Annotated in this window: 14 protein-coding genes; 11 read left to right on the top strand and 3 right to left on the bottom strand. The window is 31.6% G+C overall.

The features are described from left to right. Window positions 1-20: 20 nt before the first annotated feature. Window positions 21-203, top strand: coding sequence for a hypothetical protein (locus IGJ49_RS11860; protein ID WP_438723593.1), 183 nt, complete (start codon window positions 21-23; stop codon window positions 201-203). A gap of 936 nt (window positions 204-1,139) precedes the next feature. Here IGJ49_RS11860 and IGJ49_RS11855 read toward each other — a convergent pair. Further along, complete coding sequence (locus tag IGJ49_RS11855; protein WP_438723591.1) at window positions 1,140-2,312, bottom strand: glycoside hydrolase family 73 protein; 1,173 nt, start codon at window positions 2,310-2,312, stop codon at window positions 1,140-1,142. A gap of 188 nt (window positions 2,313-2,500) precedes the next feature. Next, window positions 2,501-3,946, bottom strand: coding sequence for a helix-turn-helix domain-containing protein (locus tag IGJ49_RS11850; protein ID WP_438724015.1), 1,446 nt, complete (start codon window positions 3,944-3,946; stop codon window positions 2,501-2,503). Window positions 3,947-4,107: 161 nt separating this feature from the next. Between IGJ49_RS11850 and IGJ49_RS11845 the strand changes: the two genes are divergently transcribed. The 7 genes from IGJ49_RS11845 to IGJ49_RS11815 all read left to right on the top strand — a co-directional run bounded on the left by IGJ49_RS11845 (window position 4,108) and on the right by IGJ49_RS11815 (window position 11,865). Continuing rightward, the gene (locus IGJ49_RS11845) at window positions 4,108-5,808 is read left to right on the top strand and encodes a hypothetical protein (protein ID WP_438723589.1); all 1,701 of its coding nucleotides are present in this window, start codon (window positions 4,108-4,110) and stop codon (window positions 5,806-5,808) included. Between the two features lie 149 nt (window positions 5,809-5,957). Further along, the gene (locus IGJ49_RS11840; protein WP_438723587.1) at window positions 5,958-6,557 is read left to right on the top strand and encodes a hypothetical protein; all 600 of its coding nucleotides are present in this window, start codon (window positions 5,958-5,960) and stop codon (window positions 6,555-6,557) included. A gap of 47 nt (window positions 6,558-6,604) precedes the next feature. Continuing rightward, a complete protein-coding gene (locus tag IGJ49_RS11835) occupies window positions 6,605-6,856 on the top strand; it encodes a hypothetical protein (protein ID WP_438723585.1) in 252 nt (83 codons plus the stop codon). A 781-nt stretch (window positions 6,857-7,637) separates the two neighbouring features. Beyond that, entirely contained in the window at window positions 7,638-8,384 is a 747-nt protein-coding gene (locus IGJ49_RS11830) for a hypothetical protein (protein ID WP_438723583.1), read from the top strand. Window positions 8,385-8,392: 8 nt separating this feature from the next. Continuing rightward, window positions 8,393-10,825: a hypothetical protein gene (locus tag IGJ49_RS11825; RefSeq protein ID WP_438723581.1), complete on the top strand. Its 2,433-nt coding sequence runs from the start codon at window positions 8,393-8,395 to the stop codon at window positions 10,823-10,825. 65 nt (window positions 10,826-10,890) lie between these two features. Next, window positions 10,891-11,433 carry a hypothetical protein gene (locus tag IGJ49_RS11820; RefSeq protein WP_438723579.1) on the top strand — a complete coding sequence of 181 codons (543 nt, stop codon included), beginning with the start codon at window positions 10,891-10,893 and terminating at the stop codon, window positions 11,431-11,433. Window positions 11,434-11,505: 72 nt separating this feature from the next. Continuing rightward, window positions 11,506-11,865, top strand: coding sequence for a DUF7006 family protein (locus IGJ49_RS11815; RefSeq protein WP_438723577.1), 360 nt, complete (start codon window positions 11,506-11,508; stop codon window positions 11,863-11,865). A 1,056-nt stretch (window positions 11,866-12,921) separates the two neighbouring features. Here IGJ49_RS11815 and IGJ49_RS11810 read toward each other — a convergent pair. Next, the gene (locus IGJ49_RS11810; protein ID WP_438723575.1) at window positions 12,922-14,061 is read right to left on the bottom strand and encodes a YncE family protein; all 1,140 of its coding nucleotides are present in this window, start codon (window positions 14,059-14,061) and stop codon (window positions 12,922-12,924) included. Window positions 14,062-14,685: 624 nt separating this feature from the next. Here IGJ49_RS11810 and IGJ49_RS11805 point away from each other — a divergent pair. The 3 genes from IGJ49_RS11805 to IGJ49_RS11795 all read left to right on the top strand — a co-directional run bounded on the left by IGJ49_RS11805 (window position 14,686) and on the right by IGJ49_RS11795 (window position 18,152). Beyond that, window positions 14,686-15,861, top strand: coding sequence for a nucleotide sugar dehydrogenase (locus IGJ49_RS11805; RefSeq protein ID WP_438723573.1), 1,176 nt, complete (start codon window positions 14,686-14,688; stop codon window positions 15,859-15,861). A gap of 51 nt (window positions 15,862-15,912) precedes the next feature. Beyond that, window positions 15,913-17,100: a glycosyltransferase gene (locus tag IGJ49_RS11800; protein ID WP_438723571.1), complete on the top strand. Its 1,188-nt coding sequence runs from the start codon at window positions 15,913-15,915 to the stop codon at window positions 17,098-17,100. A 401-nt stretch (window positions 17,101-17,501) separates the two neighbouring features. Beyond that, window positions 17,502-18,152 (top strand): hypothetical protein, encoded by a 651-nt coding sequence (locus tag IGJ49_RS11795; RefSeq protein ID WP_438723569.1) that lies wholly within the window; start codon window positions 17,502-17,504, stop codon window positions 18,150-18,152. Window positions 18,153-18,173: the final 21 nt, after the last annotated feature.

Here is an 18,173-nt window from a genome sequence, read left to right as displayed (position 1 = left end):
AATATTAAGGAGAATGATAAATGCAAGATGTATGTTTAGATAAAAGGAAAATATACCAATGTAAAATAATTGGGAAAAAAGAGGTATATCAAGTTCGTATTGTAAATATTTTAGAAAAAACAGCTGTCGTTGAAATAATAGATGGTGCCACTAAACTTGCTTTAGCTAGAAAAACAGATTTGAAAGAAATTGCTTGTTTGTAAATATATTGGAATTGTAAATAAGACTGGCTCCATATTTAATAGTTCTATAATATCTAGTGTTGGTAGAAAACAATTTTGTTTTCTGCGAACGCTATTTTTTTTTAAAAAAGAGAGAGAGCAAATTGGTAAAATTAAGTCGTCTAAAATAAACTCATCAAGAAAGGATATTTCCATGGACTATCCTACTAAAAAAGTACTCGTTTGACCGATAAAAATGGGATTTCCCTTACAAATTAACTTTTTGAAAAAAAGATGGAGGTATATCTCCTACATAATTTATAGACGTTGGGATTACACTCTTTCTTGTTTTAAAAAATATGGGATTAAAAACGAAAGAGAAGTAATTTAGGGTACCCACTAAACCAAGATTTAATTACTACTAGTCTATTCACGTAAAACAAACTTAAAGCTAAAAAAACTCACTTTCTATGTAAAAGGTGAGGAAACTTTCTCAGCTAAAAATACTTTAGTCAATAAAAATTGTTCAATTCTGTCGACTTGAAATGAAAAATCATGGGAAAATTAATAATCAATGACTGAAAAAACAAGATGGATGAATGAGCAACGTTGAAGTTGCCTTATGACACCTGTTAGTTTCAGCTTCATCACTATAAAGAATAGCTACGAACTACGTTTTAAATATAGAAAACGAATCGAAAAATGCCTGCCAAACATCCTATAAATAAATCAAGGGCATCAAAGGATTCACTTATAACTATCGTAATGTTCTCCATTTTCGTGACCGCATTTACTTACTTGATCCAGGGTTTTCCTAGATCAATCAAAAATAAAAAAGAATCAATCAAAGCATATTTCTACTTCAATTGATTCTCGATAAAATTCTTTCAATTTGAACTCACCAACACTACTTGCCGAAGAGGCTACTTAATCATTGATATGCACATGGGTCCTATTTAGGAGTCTGTTATTGTTTGATCAATTTCCGTGGAAAGCTATACCTTCATAACGCCAGCCTCTTTTTACTAAAGTGTTTTTTTCGTTGATGTCAGCGGTGTAATGATGAGTACCTGTTTTGGCATTTGGGTTAAATAGCCTTAGAATCGTCTTTGATCCACCAGAATAAAAGCTTAAACCTTCATAACGCCATCCAATTTTAGTAAGTGAGTTAATTTCTGCTTGATTTGACGTATAGTGATGATCCCCATTATTCGGGTTATAAAGACGATAGACTGCCGTTCCACGATTAGGTGCAGACCAAGCAATTCCTTCGTATTGCCACCCTATTTTGGATAATTGATTTTTTTCAGCAGCGTTTAATGTATAAAAATGTTCACCAGTATTGCGATTGTACAAGCGGTACATCGCTGAATACGTTGTGGAGTCTGTAGGTGAAATACTATCATATTTGGTTAAATTATATGTCTCGATAATGGTGTTTAATTTTGATCCATAATTTGGATCTGTTGCATAACGTCCGGTTAACCAAGCAGTTGCCTCTTTATAAGATTTTGTATTGCTTTTCCAAGCTCCACTATAATAATAGACACCAGGTTGAAAAGAAGTTGTTCTTAAAATTTTCGCATTATCCTCTAAAGATTCTTTATAGGAAGGGTATTTTCTGAAAGCCGCTTGAACAGTCACCCATTTGCCATTCAAATATTCTAATGTAGGGAGTGTAACGGATTGTCCATTATAATGACCTTTGATACCAAATAAGTTATGATTTGGATAAGAGGCTAGCGTACTTTTCCCCCAGCCACTTTCTACAATCGCTTGCGCAATCATAACTGAAGCATAGAGATTATTTTGACTTGCTAATAGTTGAGCATCATTCGCAATTGATTGGATAAAATTTTGTTGAGTATTCCTAGTTGTAGCTGAAGAAACATCTTCATTATACATGGTAGATGAACTTTGGTGAATTAACTTTTCTCCAGTAACTAAAGGATTTTCAATCGTAATCGGACCAGCAGCAGGATCCTCGGTATGTTCAGTTGGAATAGTCTCTTGTGCTGTTTCTTGCAACTGTTGATGTGCTAGGAAAGACTCATCATTAGAGACATTGATTTCATCAGAAAAAGTTGGTGTGGTTATTGAAAGCAATGTCCATAGACAACAGCTATAAAGCAGATATTTGTTTCTTTTCATTATCTTCTCCTTCTATTTATTTTATTAGCATATAAATAAATGATAAACAAAAAAAACACCATTTTTTTATTTTTTTTGAAAAAAATGGTGTTTTTTGATAAAGAAATGAAAAATTAAGTTACTTGTTAGTTTATTTTTTGCGATAAATCTAGATGAATAAAAAGGAATCAACTAATCAAATCAGTTAGTTATTCACTCTCTTTAAAGGAACTTAACGGATCAATCAAATTAAGTTCAAAAAAAGAATCAATAACGTGTTTCGTATCTTCTAGTAATGTATTTCTTGAAATGTAAAAGAAATTGGGCTCTGTTTGCATATGTCTTGTTTTCAAAGTTCGTTCACAAATAATAATATGAGGCCATTTTTCACGATAAATAGGAATATCATTCAATGAATAATAGAGAGTATCATCAATAAAGATAAAATCTGAGTTCAACCACTTTTTTAAAGTATGACGATAAATAATATGAGATAATTCAGTTTCTGCAATAATTATACATACATATTTTTCTTTTCTTTTTATTGTCAGACTAGGTAAAATTTCTGATGTGAATTTAATAACAGATAACGGATTAAAATAAAGACTATAGTTATTAGTGGCTTCTTTCCATTGATAAAGCACTTTTTCTACTCGTGAAACGTAATGAAACTGTTCAGTGGATAAATAGTAATTTCTTTCTAAGTAATATAATTGAACATTTTCCCATAGTGAATAAATAAAATAGATTAAAGGGATTTCGAAGCTTTCATTCTGGTAAAGAATTGTCTGGAATTCTTCTTCTAATAGAGTGATCAAGTATTTTATTTCTTGCGTTTGTTCAATTATTTGCATACGTTCATTCTGATAATTTAATTCAATTACTGAGTAATTTTTTGCTCGAATTGGGAGCGTACAACAAATAGCAGTTAAAAATGTTATATTTTTAGAAGAGAGCTCATGTTTATTGAAAATTTTTTTGGCAATAAGTGAAAGTTGTTGATATTCAATTCTAGCATGTGTAATCGTCTCATTTGTAAAAATGAGATGTTCATCCGATCTTGATAAACAAAGATAAGTATGATAAACCAAGAATTGATATTGACGGTTGTTTAAATAGTAATTAGAAGAAAAAGTTTCAAAAATTTCTTTGACAAAAGAATTAGCTAATAAAAGTAATCGTTGATTGATTTTTTTGTTAAAAAAATCTGTACGCATCCAAACTGCAACGAAAACCATTCGATAGGTTAATTCGTTTGCTTCAAATTGATGTCCTTTTTTTTGAAAGTTTTGAGCAAGAAGAAAAGTTTCTACCATTTTTTTTGTATGAAAGGCTTTTGTTGTTGAAACAAAATCTTCCTCAACAATCGTTAAATAATTTGTTTCCCCCAGTAGGTAGCGAGCAAGGACTCTAAGAAAATGAGATTGTTTATAAACCTCTTTGACTAGTTGATAAGCAGTTGTGTCTTTTGAAAAAAGCATAGTGATATGTGTATTTTCATGCTTGTTATAAGTAATAAAAGATTCTAATTCTAACGTTAATTTATGGATATCAGTTTTTATAGTATTGACAGAAACATGTAAACGCTCACTTATTTCGTACAGACTAATCGTTCTTAATTCAAAAATATATTCCACTAACATCCCCCGGCGAATAATGTCTTTTTCAATAAATTCTTCGATAATCAGCTTACATACACGCTCCTTTTTTATACTTAGACTTTATTAAAACATAAAAATCAAAATTATGAAAATAATGACTAAATAAAAAATTCATTTTTTTTCAAAGCTATGATAATGAAAAAGGAGTGAGTGGAATGCCCGAAGAAAAATTTCAATTATTAAAAGAACTATTGAAACAAGAATCAGCTAATAAATTAGAAATAAAAAAACTAATGTTTACATTAACAACAGTGGAAAGAAATGAAATGATCAACCATTTGTCTCCAGAAGAACAAAAAAAATTTATTGAGGTTACGTTATCAACTAAATTTAGGTATTATGCACAGGCGTCGAGGCAAGCACAAGTAGAATATGAAAAATATATTCAATCAGAAGATTATATAAAAGAATTAGTAGAAAAACATGTACCGATCAATGGGGAATTAGTAAAGAAATTGAGAAAAGAGGTAGAGGAGGAGCGAGCAGATTTAGTAAATAGTCCGGAATATGCTTCACTTTTATATAATGCGTTATGTCAACATGCAAATTATCAGCATAGTACTCAAACAATTTCGGATTACTTAACACAATTAGATTTAAATTTAGAATATATGACACTCTATCTAGATTTTTTAACAGTTCATGCAGATCATTTTATGGAAAGAGAGATTAGTTCTTTAAAAGAATCAATTAAGAATAGTATCTACTGTGCTAGAAAACCATTGTTATTGGAACAAGCATTAGAAAGTTTGGAAGCAAATAATAAAGATTCATTTTTAGTTTTACCAGTGATTCAAATGTTACCTAAAGATGGTATACATAGCAGTTCTCTGATTATTTATAAAGAGGAGGGCAAGATCACGGTAACCATATTAGATAAAGCCATGCATTATTCTGATAAAATTTTGAACACAGTACCAGAAATCAGCGTAAAAGAAATGACAGATTTAGGTATCAGTGGCCTAATAAAAGGTCTATTCACGGGATCACTCGATAAAAATTTGAAAGTAGCTCTTCCCTATGTTTTAGAATTTCAGGATACACAAAAAATCAGAACACACTTGACTTATATTTTTGCCTTGGGAACAACATTTTTAGGTAGAAATCTACAACTTAGTTTATTTTCTGAGAAAAATGAGTCGTTGTTGATTCAAAAAAAACTTTTTGAATTAGCAGAGCTATCCTATTGGGGAAATCAATTATATGATGGACAATATTTTGGGAAAAATTGTTATATCAAATCTGTTAGTGCTGCTATGCAACATGTATTGGGAGATAGGCAAACGACGAATAAATATGTGATAAAAGGGAAAGAGGTAGAATTAAGAAAAATTCCCGGGCACTCTGCAAAGGAGGTACTTGTTTCACTAGCAGAAATAATGAAAACTCGTATACAAAAACTAGGATATTCTTCAAAGGCAATCAAGGCAATTGAGACACTAACAGCTGAATATTGTGTACAAAAATCTCGTCCTCATACAGCGAGACAGAAAATCAATGAATTAAAGGACTTAAGAACAAAGTATGATATGTCAACAATCGAGTTATTTAAAAAGGAAAAACAGATTAAATTAGATGTTTCTTTAAGCCCAAAAGTAGTATCTCCATATTTTTCAACATACCATAAAGGAAACAATGTAAGTAATGCGAAAAAAGCTGAACAAGTTTTTTTGCAATTATGTTCGTTAGAAGAAGCGGAGGCTGTAAAATCATCAATTCAGGCAAGTTTAGCGGCTAATCAAGAAAAAGACACTGATAGACGAACGTTGAACGAAGTAGCGAATGTAAAAGATGAAAGAAGCGTGGAGAACGAATTATCAGAAAAATATACTAAAAAGGAATGGAAAGAGCGTTAAGTAATGTATCTTATAAATTATTCCAGTTATTTTTAAACTAAATTGTTTTTTCATTATTTTCAAAAAAAAGAAAAAACAGCCGTTGTAAAATACGTATTATATATTCAGTGATAATATAAAAAATAAGTTGTTTTTAAAGGAGCAAAAAAATGGGGAAAGTAGCAAGGATAATTCGGAATTTTGAAAAATTAATAAAGGGTAAAAAATCTAAAAAGACTAATCAACCATCTAAAAAACCGCAACCTTTGCAACCCAAACATTATGGGGCAATGTTAGAAGAAATGGTTAAATTATTACCACAAAAGGAACACCAGCGACCAGTTGTTTTTTTTAAAGAGTATTCTCAGATCCGTGATCAAATTCCTCAAAAAGAGGAAGACTATATTTATGATGAAATCAGTTCAGAGTCAATCTATGATTTTGTAACAGAAGAATTCACGTATAATCACGTATCAGATGCAGGAACTTATGATACTAGAACAAAGGAAAACTTTGAATTTGAAGAGCAAAAGAAAGAAACATCGAAAAAAACACCACACGATAAATTGTTGCAACAACATACGTATGAAAATATTAATTTTCAGAAAGAATCGCTCTGTGACCAGGTCGCAGGAGCTAATAAACCAATTATTCCTCCTAAGCCAAAGTTAACAAAAGAGTTTTTAGAAGAAATGAAACAAAAATCTCGTCGACACAATCAAGAAAAGCAACAACACGAGCTATTAAATAAGCAGAACAAAGAACGATAAAAATTTGTGGAGGTATCTGGTAAAAATAAGCATTAAGGAGGAATTACATGAAGTATTTAGGAATCATTAGTATTTTAATTGGTATTTATGTTAATCTAGCTCTATTTAATCAATTTTTTGGAATGACTTTTGACACGGTAATCCCTGTTTTTTTAATTGGATTTGCAGGAATGGGATTAGCAACACTTAGTTTTAAAGAAAATAAAGGGAATTATCACACTTGTTTAGCAAGTGTTGGATTATTAGTTAATTTGTTTCCCATGATGAGCTATCTTTATTTTTGTCTGGGAATCGGGTAAGAATTATCATAACAAAAAAAAACTAAGGAATGAATTATGAAAAATTTAGGGATCATTAGCATCTTAATAGGTATTTATACTAATGATACGCTGTTTATTCATCTATTCTCTTCTTTTAGTTCAATCATCGCTCTTTTTATTATTGGTTCTATTGGCTTTATATAGTTGGGAAATGATTGATGAAAAAGAATAGTGCTATCTATTCTTAGAAGATTGTTAAATGGGGGACCTATGGTGATCTGTCTTTATTCAGTATTTCAAGAAAAACTTAACTGGTGAAAACTTCGAGAGAAATTATTCTAAGTAGAAATAAAGCAAATAAACTATTCTGATTTTTTATTTTAATTAAAAAATATTAGAATGATGAAAAAGATGGAATGAAATTTAAAAAACTTTGTTTTGAAAATAGTACTATTTTTTATTTTTTTATGAATGATTATTTTCATTTATGCAAAAATTGAGAATGGATGTAAGTCTCTTCAAGTAATCTCTTTTCTCTCTTTTATATATATATATCCTTTTACTTAAAAAGAATTTTAAAAAGCAAGTGAAACTTTTAGACAAATAGTCGAAGTTTTACTTGCTTTTTCATTTATAGCCTGAAAAAAAGCTGTTTTTGTTGTGTAGATCATAGGTAAGTTGATTTGCTATTTGTTCATAGTCAATAATCGATTTTTTTAAAAATGAAAAACAAAAGTAGTTTATTTTTAGTTATATTTTTTTCGTAAATATTTTGAAATATTTTATGAAAACACAATAGGAATATTGAAGGGAGTTCAAAATGGTTCTAAAGAAAAAACAAAATATTTATGATAAAAAAACTAAAAGTTACATAATGTATCAGTCTAAAAAAGAAATAGAAATACAACATCCAGATGGTAACTACACTATCATTGGAGAAATCGCAAAAAACATTAAACAACCAAAAAAAGAAGGGATAATAAAGGTAATAGGAGATCAGGAGCTAACGATTTTTCCCATAGGAACTTACGAGGAAAAACGTTATCGAACTGTTGGCTATATTCCTTGTGACGAGAAAGAATATATTGTCGTAAAGAAAAGAAAAAACTTAAATTTTGTGTGCATTATAGGGTTACTTTTACTTCTTTTTGCAGGCTGTTATTATTTTAATCAAAATCAAGTAGCTGATATCGATCCTCAAGCGAAAGATTATATTTCTCAGCTGAAACGTCCAGATAATATTGATGATTCTAAGGTCTTGGTGCCTGGATATGGAACATTTACCTTAGAAAAAGGAAGTGACACGATTGATACTGTATTGTTTAATCCTGAAGAAAATCCTTGTTTTTTCAAATTTACTTTAACAGAGAAAGAAACAGGTGAGGTACTTTATGAAAGTAAACTTGTTGCTCCAGGAAAAGGCATTAGTCCAATCAAATTATCGAAACCATTTGTAAAAGCGGGAACACATGAAGCAACATTACTTTTTCAAACTTTTGATTTGGAAGATACAGAAATTGCATATAATTCCTCAAATATTGATGTGAAAATTAATGTAGTGGATTAAAAGGGGGGATGAGAAAAATGGAAAGAAAAAAAAGATTGAAATATCTTTATCCAGGAATTGCTTGGTTAACGATTCTTACAATGATTATTAGTTCGCTTGGCTTTAAAGAAATCGTCGAGGCTATTACAACTGATCCATTGATTGAAGCAAATATTGTCTATAGTGCGGATCATAGAAAAGCGAGTATCGTGTTCGATCTAACAAGTGTTAATCAAGAGATAGCTGAAATTATCAAGATTACGAGTGAAAATGATGGGGAAATCGTTTATGAGGCAAATCGTATAAATCAATCCTCTGATTATGATGTAACTGAGAATGGCGATTATCATTTTAAGGTGACATATCGTTCGGCCTCTTTGTTAGCGAATCAGAATGAAACTCTTTCAGCTGAGTCAGAAGCAATAGAGAGTACTCAAGTAACCGTAAAAGTAGATGGAATACAACCAACATCGGAGATAACTGGTTCAGATCAACAACTACCTGTAGATTCTGAAGAAAATGCTGAAGCTTCTGTTGAAGTAGCAACGACTGAAACAACCGATGTAGCTTCAAATGCTGACTCTTCAGAAGTCATGTCATCTACTGATATGAGCCAAGAGCAATCAGAAACAAGCAATACTGTAGAAAATACCAAGGAAAATAGTCAAACGGAAGAAGGCAATGAGGCTTCAGTAAATGAAGAGAATGCGATAAGTTACCCGCAAGAGCTATTGTTAAGAGGATTAGGTATTTCAGGAAATGAAAACAAAGTAAAGTTTAAAGTTGACCCTGAAACGTATAATATTTCTGCTCAATTGATGGGGGGAGGTTATCGGTGGCACAGCTATTTTTCAAGTGTTTATTATAGAATTACAGCATATAAAAAAGACGCTGTTTTGGGAGATAGTGGTACCTTGTTGCTTGAAGTTAAAGGAACTGATAATGTTCAACAAAATCAAATGACCCAAATGACAACATTTGATTTTGAAGAAGGCGATATGATTCAAATTTGGAGTCCAGAATCTAGATTTAACTTCTTGGGGGATCCTGTAATTGCTAGTGATGGTATCAATACTATCAATTATGCTACAAGTTCTGTTCCAAAGGAAAAATTCCAAAATTCAGTTTATGAAATCACTAGTAGAGGATTTAAAGAGATCTATAATGCAGCTCCTACCGCTACTGGCCAAGAAATTCCACTTTATTCTCTATATGGACAAGGAGATTGGTCGGATGGTGAGTTAGCAACTTCAGCAATCTATTCTAACATGGTCTTCAAGGATGATCGAAATGAACAAGGAATTTATCAACCTGATGGCTATACGATTGAAGAGAAGACTGGAGCTATAAATTATGTTACAAACAATAGACCAGCCGCTAGTGTGGTTTCTGGGTGCTGGACAATGAGGTACACTATCACAGACTCATGGGGAAGACAAACAACTATTAATCGTGAAAGTATCAAGTTGCCTAAATTTGATTCTAAAATAACTATTGAAGAGATGGAGGAAAAAATAGTTGATGGGAAAAAAGTCGAAGGCTTTGTCCATTTTCCCGAGGCAACGGTAAATACAAAGGATCATACTGTGACTTTGTCTTCTAGTGTGGTGATCAATGCAAATCCTCAATGGGAAGCTTGTTTAGTAATACCCTATGGGGGAACTGAAAGAACCAGAATGATAAAAAGTTCTACTGGAGATTTACAAGAAGTCGATCTTGGAGGGAAATACCGTATACCTGCTGACCAAATTACTTCTGTAACAATAAAAAAAGACCCTGTGACAGTGATAGCAACAGATTATCAAGTGGACGTATCTGAAACACAAATTGCTTCATGGAATGAAACAGAGCTAAAGAATCAGATTAAGGAGAGACTGGCTCAAGTAATTGGAACAGCTAGTTCAAATCTTGCAGATGCAGAAATAGTTCTTGATAGTAAACTTCAACAAACGAATCCTAAGGCAGGGAGCTATCAAGGAACTTTGAAATTCACAAATACTAGTGGAACAATTGAACAAACTTTTCATTTAAATGTAACTGAAAATTCTTGGAGTTACGATATACCAGAGCGCACAGAAACAAATGGAGCTTCCGGATTTGTAGTGATTCCAAAAGGAATTGATTTGCAACGGGATCATAACAATCCGAATCAACTTTCAGCAACCTCTGAAGTCTATTTTGCAAATTATATGAATGCGACTGGAGTCACTTTCCAAGTATCAGTTGATAATACTTTTGAAATGACGAATGTTATAGATAATTCCAATAAATTTACTGTAACAGCAACGTCAAATAACAATCAAAAAGGAACAAGTAATGGTCAATTAGCTTTAGGTAATTTATCGTCAACAAATACCAAAGGAAACGGGCTAAGTGTTACTTTTACTGCTCCAACGGATAAAGTCGACCGAACTAAAGGCCGATGGCAAGGAAATGTTCAATTTTATATCGAACGTCAATAATTTTGTGATCAACATAGGCAACTATGTTTGAATAAAAAATAATAACTAAAAGGAGATTAAAATCGATGATCAACAAAAAAATTATGAGTACAATGGCAGTATTGGGGATGATGCTAGCAGGAGGAACATTAGTAAATGCACAGACAAGAGCAATTTCTGAATCAGGAACAACTCCTGTAACATATGATAATAGAACAGTTTTACCAGATGATAATGCACAATATGGTGTGATTATCCCTACAGCAATTTCGTTTACGGATGATGAAAAAAATGCAGATGCTTCATTAGAAATTGTTGGAATTAATGGGTATAATCTGGATAATGACTGGACAGAATTAAATGTTACTGCAAAAGTGAAATCTACAAATGGTTATACTTTAGATAAAGAAGCTAAGAAAGTTCCTTATAAAATAACGATGGATGGAAATGCTAAATCATTTGATTCTGGGACTGAAGAAAAAGAAATTACAACAAGATTAGGTGTAGGTGATAATACTAGTAAAAAAATTCCAGGAACAGCTGAGTTGACTGGAAAAGCTACTGAAAAAGGTCAATATTCAGATACGCTAACGTATACATTCATTGAGAATACAAATACACCAACCTAATAAACTGATAAATACTGAAATGAACCAACTATAGTGTGGTTACTTTAACTACTTAGAATGGATAGGAAGACAATGAACCATCAAAACTATTTTTCCTACTTCCAACAAGAATGTCAAAAGGATTATTTAGCTTTAAGATTTCCCTTGATCAAGGCGGAAGTAGAAGAGTTGTGTTTAGTGATACAAGATAAAATTGCAGGGATCAATGGGGATAATTTTTTTGAACGACATGCGGAAATTTTAGGATTAGATGCACGTCTGCAGATTCTCTTTTCTTTGGTACCCAAAGAGGAGGATCAACCTTTAGGTTATTTGACGGAAGAGGAAATCCTTGAATTGTCTCGAAAAGATTATCCTTACTATATGAAGGAATTATGTGGGTTTCGTATGGAAAACAGGACCCCGAATTCATTGCATTTCTATTGTAAATAAGCTCATTTGCATGAACTAAAGTTGAAAAATTTTTCTCGAGAATCAATCGAAGTAGAAATACACTTCGATTGATTCTTTTTATTTTGGATTGATCTTGGAAAACTAAGACCTGGAACAAGTAAATACGGTCAAGGAAATAGAGAAAATTACAATAACTATAAGTGATTCGTTAATGACTTTGATTTTAGTGCTTGTGTCTTTTTATTTATAGTAAGAGAAGAAGTTCCATGGAAGATAAGGCAACTTCAATGTAGAATCATAGCTTTTTCAGTCATTGATTTTATCGAATAAAGAAGTTTCAGATGAAAAAGTTGCATCACGCTCTTTACATGCAAGTGAGGTATTTAAAGTTCAAAAATTGTTTTTCGTGAACAGTTTGGTAGTAATGGAATTGTGTTTTAGCGAGTACTATATTTAATTACTAATTCAAAAAGATAATCGTTGAGTTTTATTGATCAGACCAATATATTGAATAGTTGGCAGTGAATATGGGATCGCAGCACAAACTATTTACCGCTGGAGCAAGCTTTATACAAAAAGGGAAGAAACTGGTTTGACTAAAGCAGAAATCCATGCAATGAAAAAGGAAATAGCTCTTATGAAAGAGGAAAATGCTATTCTAAAAAAGGCTTTAACCCTATTCGTTCAAAAGTAGAAACCGACGATTTCTATGAATTTATTCAAGCTAGTACGTGTGCCAGAAAAGTATGTTCGTCGAAAACCTATGGAATGATTGAAAAAGCCTATTTAGTGATTTTCAAATATTGAAGGATTTTACAATCGCAGACGAATCTATAATAATATCAATTATTTAACGCCAAATCAAATAGAAGATTTGGCATTACAGGCGTAGATATTTTACAACCGAGAACATTTTTGCGGAGATTCAACAGGAAATTCACTTCATCTAATTGAACAGGTAAGGCATTCATGCGTCGGAATCTCTAAAAACTTCTCACAAATCGTGTCCAAAGTATTGACTTAAAGTGAATTTGAGAAAAAGAGGAGGTGGTAAGAGACCACTTCCTCTTTTTTCTCTATACTTGTTTTACCTTACTATGCTCCTATAGTTTCTAAGATTGTTCCTTTTTGATAATCAATGAGCGAGACAGAAAGATCTTCATTCAATACATAGGCTTGATCATCTGTTTGGCTAATAGCAATAGCTTGTCGTGGTGCTTTTAACCCCTTGATGGTTCGAATTACTTTATTAGTAGCCAAATCAATAACTGAAACCTGATTACTACCTTTGTCTCCTGTTAAAATCAGATTTTTATCTAGTAACAAAATACAACCATAAGGTTCTTCACCAACTGATATTTGATGTAAGAGATCTCCTGTAGCAGAGTCGACGACATTGATAGAATTATTACTACTTGAAGCACCATATAAAAGATTATTTTTTTCATCTAATGAAATAGCACGCACTTTAGGAATATTTTTCAATGTATTAACAATTTGTTTAGTTTTCAAGTCTAGCACTTTAACATCATCCGATTGAAAATTGGTGACATAAGCATAACTATCTGTCGAATCAATCAAAATACCTTGTCGCGGTCCTGAAAAGCCAGAAATAGTTTCTTGTTTTTTCGTATTGATATCAAGGATCGTAACGGAATTTTCGGCTTGGTTATTGGCGATGATCTTTTTACCATCTTTCGTCAAAGCAAAACCAAAGACTCCTTTTTCCATTGGATAATTAGTAATACGCTCAAACGTCATGACATCAAATTCTTGGATGCTTCCTAAGGAGCTATCAGAAACAAAAAAGGAGCTACTATCCTTTGAAAAAGCAATGTTTCTAGGAGAGAGGAATCCGGACAGTTTTTTGATTTTTTTCTTAGTCTTTAAATCATAGATGAGGATGTCTGGACTGTCACTCTTACCAACAATCACGATATCTTCTTTAGGACCGACTGCTAATGTATTATTTTTGATTTCTGGATCAAAGAGATCAGAAGAAGTGGTTTTTGATTCGTGGTTCTTAGGAGATTCCTGAGAAAAATAATAGAAGATACCGATAGTAAATAATAGACCTGCTAGAAGATAAGCTAATTTTTGAGACATTTTTAATTCATCCTTTCGTTGTGAATAGTTTTGATCTATGTATACTTTCATATAGAAGATAAGTATAATTTTTCCTTTTATTGAAGCTTTAGTTTTAGTATGAATCATAAATAGATAAAATTTTTCCATAATAGTTAAAAAAATGCAAGTTCTCTAGCCATCATAAAATAAAAAAGTTGGATGAATGACATAAAAGTAAGACACTGTCAATCTTTGCTATAGAATATACAGGAATGACGGGGAAAAATAAGGATTTTCATTTATACTATTCTATTGCTCTCCTTTTTGTAATAAATAATCATATAAGAAAAATTTATTATTAACATAAACAGTATTCTCTACTGAAATAATATCGGAAGGAGTCACCTTTAGTTACGATTTTCATCAATTCTCTACTATTGAAAGAGCTCTAAGTTTCAATAGTTAGGGGACACCTGAAACTAGAGCTCTTTCTAATGGATTCATGGACTATGGGAAATAATAAATTATAAATGAACAGGGTAGCTATATCATAATGTAAAAAAGACTATTTGAGGATAAAACAACAAAAATTTCTTTATTCTCTTTTTTTTGACAGAATTTTCTAAATTTTAAAAAAGCGAATTTTATATTTTTTTTATAAAATAGTCAATTTCATTTTTACATATATAAGAAAAATTTATGTATTTTTTTATAAATAAAAAGAAATATTTTTTGTTATATTCTAATTAGCGATTAGCAATTAGTGATTTTGATAAGATAGGAGTGAAAAAAATGAATATTACAGTAATCGGGTTAGGTTATGTTGGGTTATCCCAAGCATTATTATTTAGTCGAAAGAATCGTGTTTTTGCCTATGATAGTGACCATTTCAAAATCGTGCAATTGAAAAGTGGTAAAAGCCCAATTGATGAACCATTAGTTATCGATGAATTAAAGAAGGAAAACTGTAATTTGATTTTTACAGATGAACTGAAGAAAGCGATTACCCTTTCGGATTATGCATTTATTTGCGTACCGACAAATTTTTCAGAGGAAAAAATGGCTTTTGATACAACGATTTTAGAAACAGTTTTACATCAAGTTTTTCGCTTGAAAAAGTCAATCAAAGCTGTCATTAAATCAACGGTTCCTGTAGGTTTTACGACCCGGTTAAAACAACAACTTAAAACAGAAAATATTGTGTTTTCTCCTGAATTTTTACGAGAAGGTAATAGTTTAGAAGATAGTTTATATCCATCTAGAATTGTGATTGGAGATCGCTCTTTCGAATGTATGGCAATTTATCAGTTGTATGCTAAGAATTGTTTAGCTGATCACATCCCAGTCTGTTATGTTTCTTCGGAAGAAGCGGAAGCAATCAAATTATTTTCTAATACATACCTAGCAATGAGGGTTGCTTATTTTAATGAATTAGATACATTTGCGGAAATTCATGGATTGAGCAGTCAGAGAATCATTCAAGGCATAGGATTAGATAGTCGAATCGGTAATAATTATAATAATCCATCGTTTGGCTACGGAGGGTATTGTTTACCGAAAGATTCTAAGCAGTTACAAGCACACTATCATGATACGCCGCAAAATTTGATATCTGCTATAATAGCTGCCAATCAAACAAGGAAAACATTCATCATTCAGCAAATTCTGCAAAAAAAACCAAAAACGATCGGTATCTATCGCTTGAATATGAAACAAAACTCAGACAATTGTAGGAATTCTGTGATGATTGATTTGGTTAAACAAATTAATTTAGCTAATCCAAAGCTCCAACTCTATATCTATGAACCTTTATTAAAAGAGCAAAATTCTTTTTTAGGGAATGAAGTAGTTTCGAGCATTGATTTATTAAAAAGAAAATCTGAAGTAATTTTAGCGAATCGTATGAATCAAGAATTACTAGATGTCATTGAAAAGGTTTACTCTCGAGATCTTTTTCATGAGAACTGAATAAGCCGAAAACAACAAGCAGTATTAAATCGTGAATTGAGGAGAAAATATATGTTTTTTAAAACTTTTGTTATTATTTATGGAGTATTGTCGCTGACGCATTTGATCATCCAAATTGTAAGAAGTGAATTAAGTTACCGACAAACAAAATTTAAACAGAAAGATACGCAAGAAACAGAATCAGTTGGAGCTTCAGTTGTTTTACCTATTTACAATGAGAAAGAAGAAATTGTGAAAAAAGTCATTCAATCCATTCTAAGTCAAAAAAATGTTGATTTGGAGCTGCTAATAATTGACGATTATTCAGAGAATCGAGAAGCTTTATCAAAAGAGGTTTATTCGTATTATGAAGCTGATCCAAGGGTTACAATTTTTTATCTAGATCATAACAAAGGAAAGAGACACTCGCAAAAATTAGGTTTTGATGCAGCAAAAAAAGAATATATTGTAACCGTGGACTCTGATACGATAGTACACGACCCTAGGGCTATTCATCGTTTATTAAATCATTTTAAAATAGATTCTCGTATCGGGGCTGTCACAGGTAACGTTCGTGTTGAAAACAAAGAAACCTCGATTTTAACTCGTTTGATTTCTTATCGTTATTGGTTAGCTTTTAATCAAGAACGAGAAGCCCAAAGCTTAAGTGGTGTGGTGTTTTGTTGTTCTGGACCTTTTTCGGCCTATAAAAAGACAATTATAGATAAAATCAAAGAGAAATATATCAGTCAAGTATTTTTAGGGAAAAAATGCACGTATGGAGATGATCGGCATTTAACAAATTTAGTTTTAAAAAAAGGCTATAAAGCAATTTATGCCCGAGATGCTAAAGCCTACACCTATGTTCCAGAAAACATGAAGGATTACTTAAAGCAACAAATACGTTGGAATAAAAGTTTTTATCGAGAACTATTTTGGTCTGGAAAATTAATGTTTAGCAAACCAATTTATTTTATGTATGAATTATTGATGCAAACAGTTTTGCCATTTTTATTATTAGGCGCTATTTTCACATTATTTTATCAAGTTTTTATTCAACAACAATATCATTTGATTCTTCAATACGTAGTTATTTTAATAGTTATGTCACTAATTCGTATCATCTATGGTATTTACCAAACAAAAGATCGAAATTTTATTATTTTTGCACTTTATGGTTTCGTACATGTTGCGCTTCTTTTACCAATTAGATTGTATGCATTATTTACATTACGTGACACAAATTGGGGCACACGATAGTTTTTAAAATGAAATGTATTTTTCAGTATCTAATATAAAGTAGGCATATGTTGAATTCTAGCTAAATGATACAAATAAGTCGTAAACCATTTGATTAGTTGAATGATTTACGACCTATTTTTGAAGTGTTCGCATGTGAACAAATTCTTTTTTATTTTACACAAGTTATTATAAAGAATGGAGAAGATGAATAGTTAAATACTACGGCTACATCAATTATTTCTAGTTTACCACTCTATATAAAAATTAAAGATTTAGATCGTTTTTTTTATAAAAAAAAAAAAAACGATTTTTATATGTTTGTTATTCTTTTTATAAATGGATAAAAGAAAGGGGTAAAAATAAGAATGAATTATCGTCTGTGCTTATTAACTGTAATAAGCTTAATAGGACTAAATGGGATGGCCACCTATGCAGAAGAAATCAAAGAGGAAACACCATTAAATGTTCAGATCACTATACCAGAAAATGGAGGAGAAACACCTGCTCCACCTTCTGCTTCGCCTAATTTTGCTAGTTCAGATCCAGATAATCCAGGAAATAGAAACAATCAGTTACAATCGGCCTTTGGGTTAGCTTACCAACCGGATGTCTTTAATTTTGGTCAAGTCACTTTAAAAGAAAAAGGTGAACAAGAGGTTTTTGCTAAATTACCTAAAAATGGGGATGGTAAGTTTCATGTTGGTGTGAAAGCTAAAAATCGAGATACAGCTGGATGGGCGTTAAAGGTTGGATTAAAAGGTTCTTTAACTGAGCAAGCAGGTGTCACAATTGAAATAGGTAATGGGACGGGTGAGGTTAAAGTAAACCAAGGAGATACAATGACAGCACAATTATTCGCTGCGCCTTTAGATGTAGTCTCAGCTTCTAAAAACATTTCAGTGGGACAAACAGAAGCACTTGTCATGCAAGGAAAAGCGGGAGAAGTTCATAATGATGTCTATGACTACGAACTTGGTGAAGTCAAATTAAAGATTGCTGATGTGAGTCATATTCAAGCGGGAGATTATTCTTATTCGTCGTTACAATGGAATTTAGAGAAAGCGCCTTAGGTCACATAAATTAATAAGTTT

It is taken from the genome of Enterococcus sp. AZ171 (genome assembly GCF_051714005.1).
GTDB lineage: Bacteria > Bacillota > Bacilli > Lactobacillales > Enterococcaceae > Enterococcus_B > Enterococcus_B pernyi.
This window is presented reverse-complemented; position numbering and strand designations above follow the sequence as displayed.

Excerpts from the sequence above, each read along its gene's own strand:
- IGJ49_RS11820 (WP_438723579.1), top strand. The coding sequence starts at position 10,891 with ATGATCAACAAAAAAATTATGAGTACAATGGCAGTATTGGGGATGATG.
- IGJ49_RS11860 (WP_438723593.1), top strand. The coding sequence starts at position 21 with ATGCAAGATGTATGTTTAGATAAAAGGAAAATATACCAATGTAAAATA.
- IGJ49_RS11805 (WP_438723573.1), top strand. The coding sequence starts at position 14,686 with ATGAATATTACAGTAATCGGGTTAGGTTATGTTGGGTTATCCCAAGCA.
- IGJ49_RS11835 (WP_438723585.1), top strand. The coding sequence starts at position 6,605 with ATGAAGTATTTAGGAATCATTAGTATTTTAATTGGTATTTATGTTAAT.
- IGJ49_RS11800 (WP_438723571.1), top strand. The coding sequence starts at position 15,913 with ATGTTTTTTAAAACTTTTGTTATTATTTATGGAGTATTGTCGCTGACG.
- IGJ49_RS11830 (WP_438723583.1), top strand. The coding sequence starts at position 7,638 with ATGGTTCTAAAGAAAAAACAAAATATTTATGATAAAAAAACTAAAAGT.
- IGJ49_RS11795 (WP_438723569.1), top strand. The coding sequence starts at position 17,502 with ATGGCCACCTATGCAGAAGAAATCAAAGAGGAAACACCATTAAATGTT.
- IGJ49_RS11840 (WP_438723587.1), top strand. The coding sequence starts at position 5,958 with ATGGGGAAAGTAGCAAGGATAATTCGGAATTTTGAAAAATTAATAAAG.
- IGJ49_RS11825 (WP_438723581.1), top strand. The coding sequence starts at position 8,393 with ATGAGAAAAATGGAAAGAAAAAAAAGATTGAAATATCTTTATCCAGGA.
- IGJ49_RS11810 (WP_438723575.1), bottom strand. The coding sequence starts at position 14,061 with ATGGAAAAATTTTATCTATTTATGATTCATACTAAAACTAAAGCTTCA.
- IGJ49_RS11845 (WP_438723589.1), top strand. The coding sequence starts at position 4,108 with ATGCCCGAAGAAAAATTTCAATTATTAAAAGAACTATTGAAACAAGAA.
- IGJ49_RS11815 (WP_438723577.1), top strand. The coding sequence starts at position 11,506 with ATGAACCATCAAAACTATTTTTCCTACTTCCAACAAGAATGTCAAAAG.
- IGJ49_RS11855 (WP_438723591.1), bottom strand. The coding sequence starts at position 2,312 with ATGAAAAGAAACAAATATCTGCTTTATAGCTGTTGTCTATGGACATTG.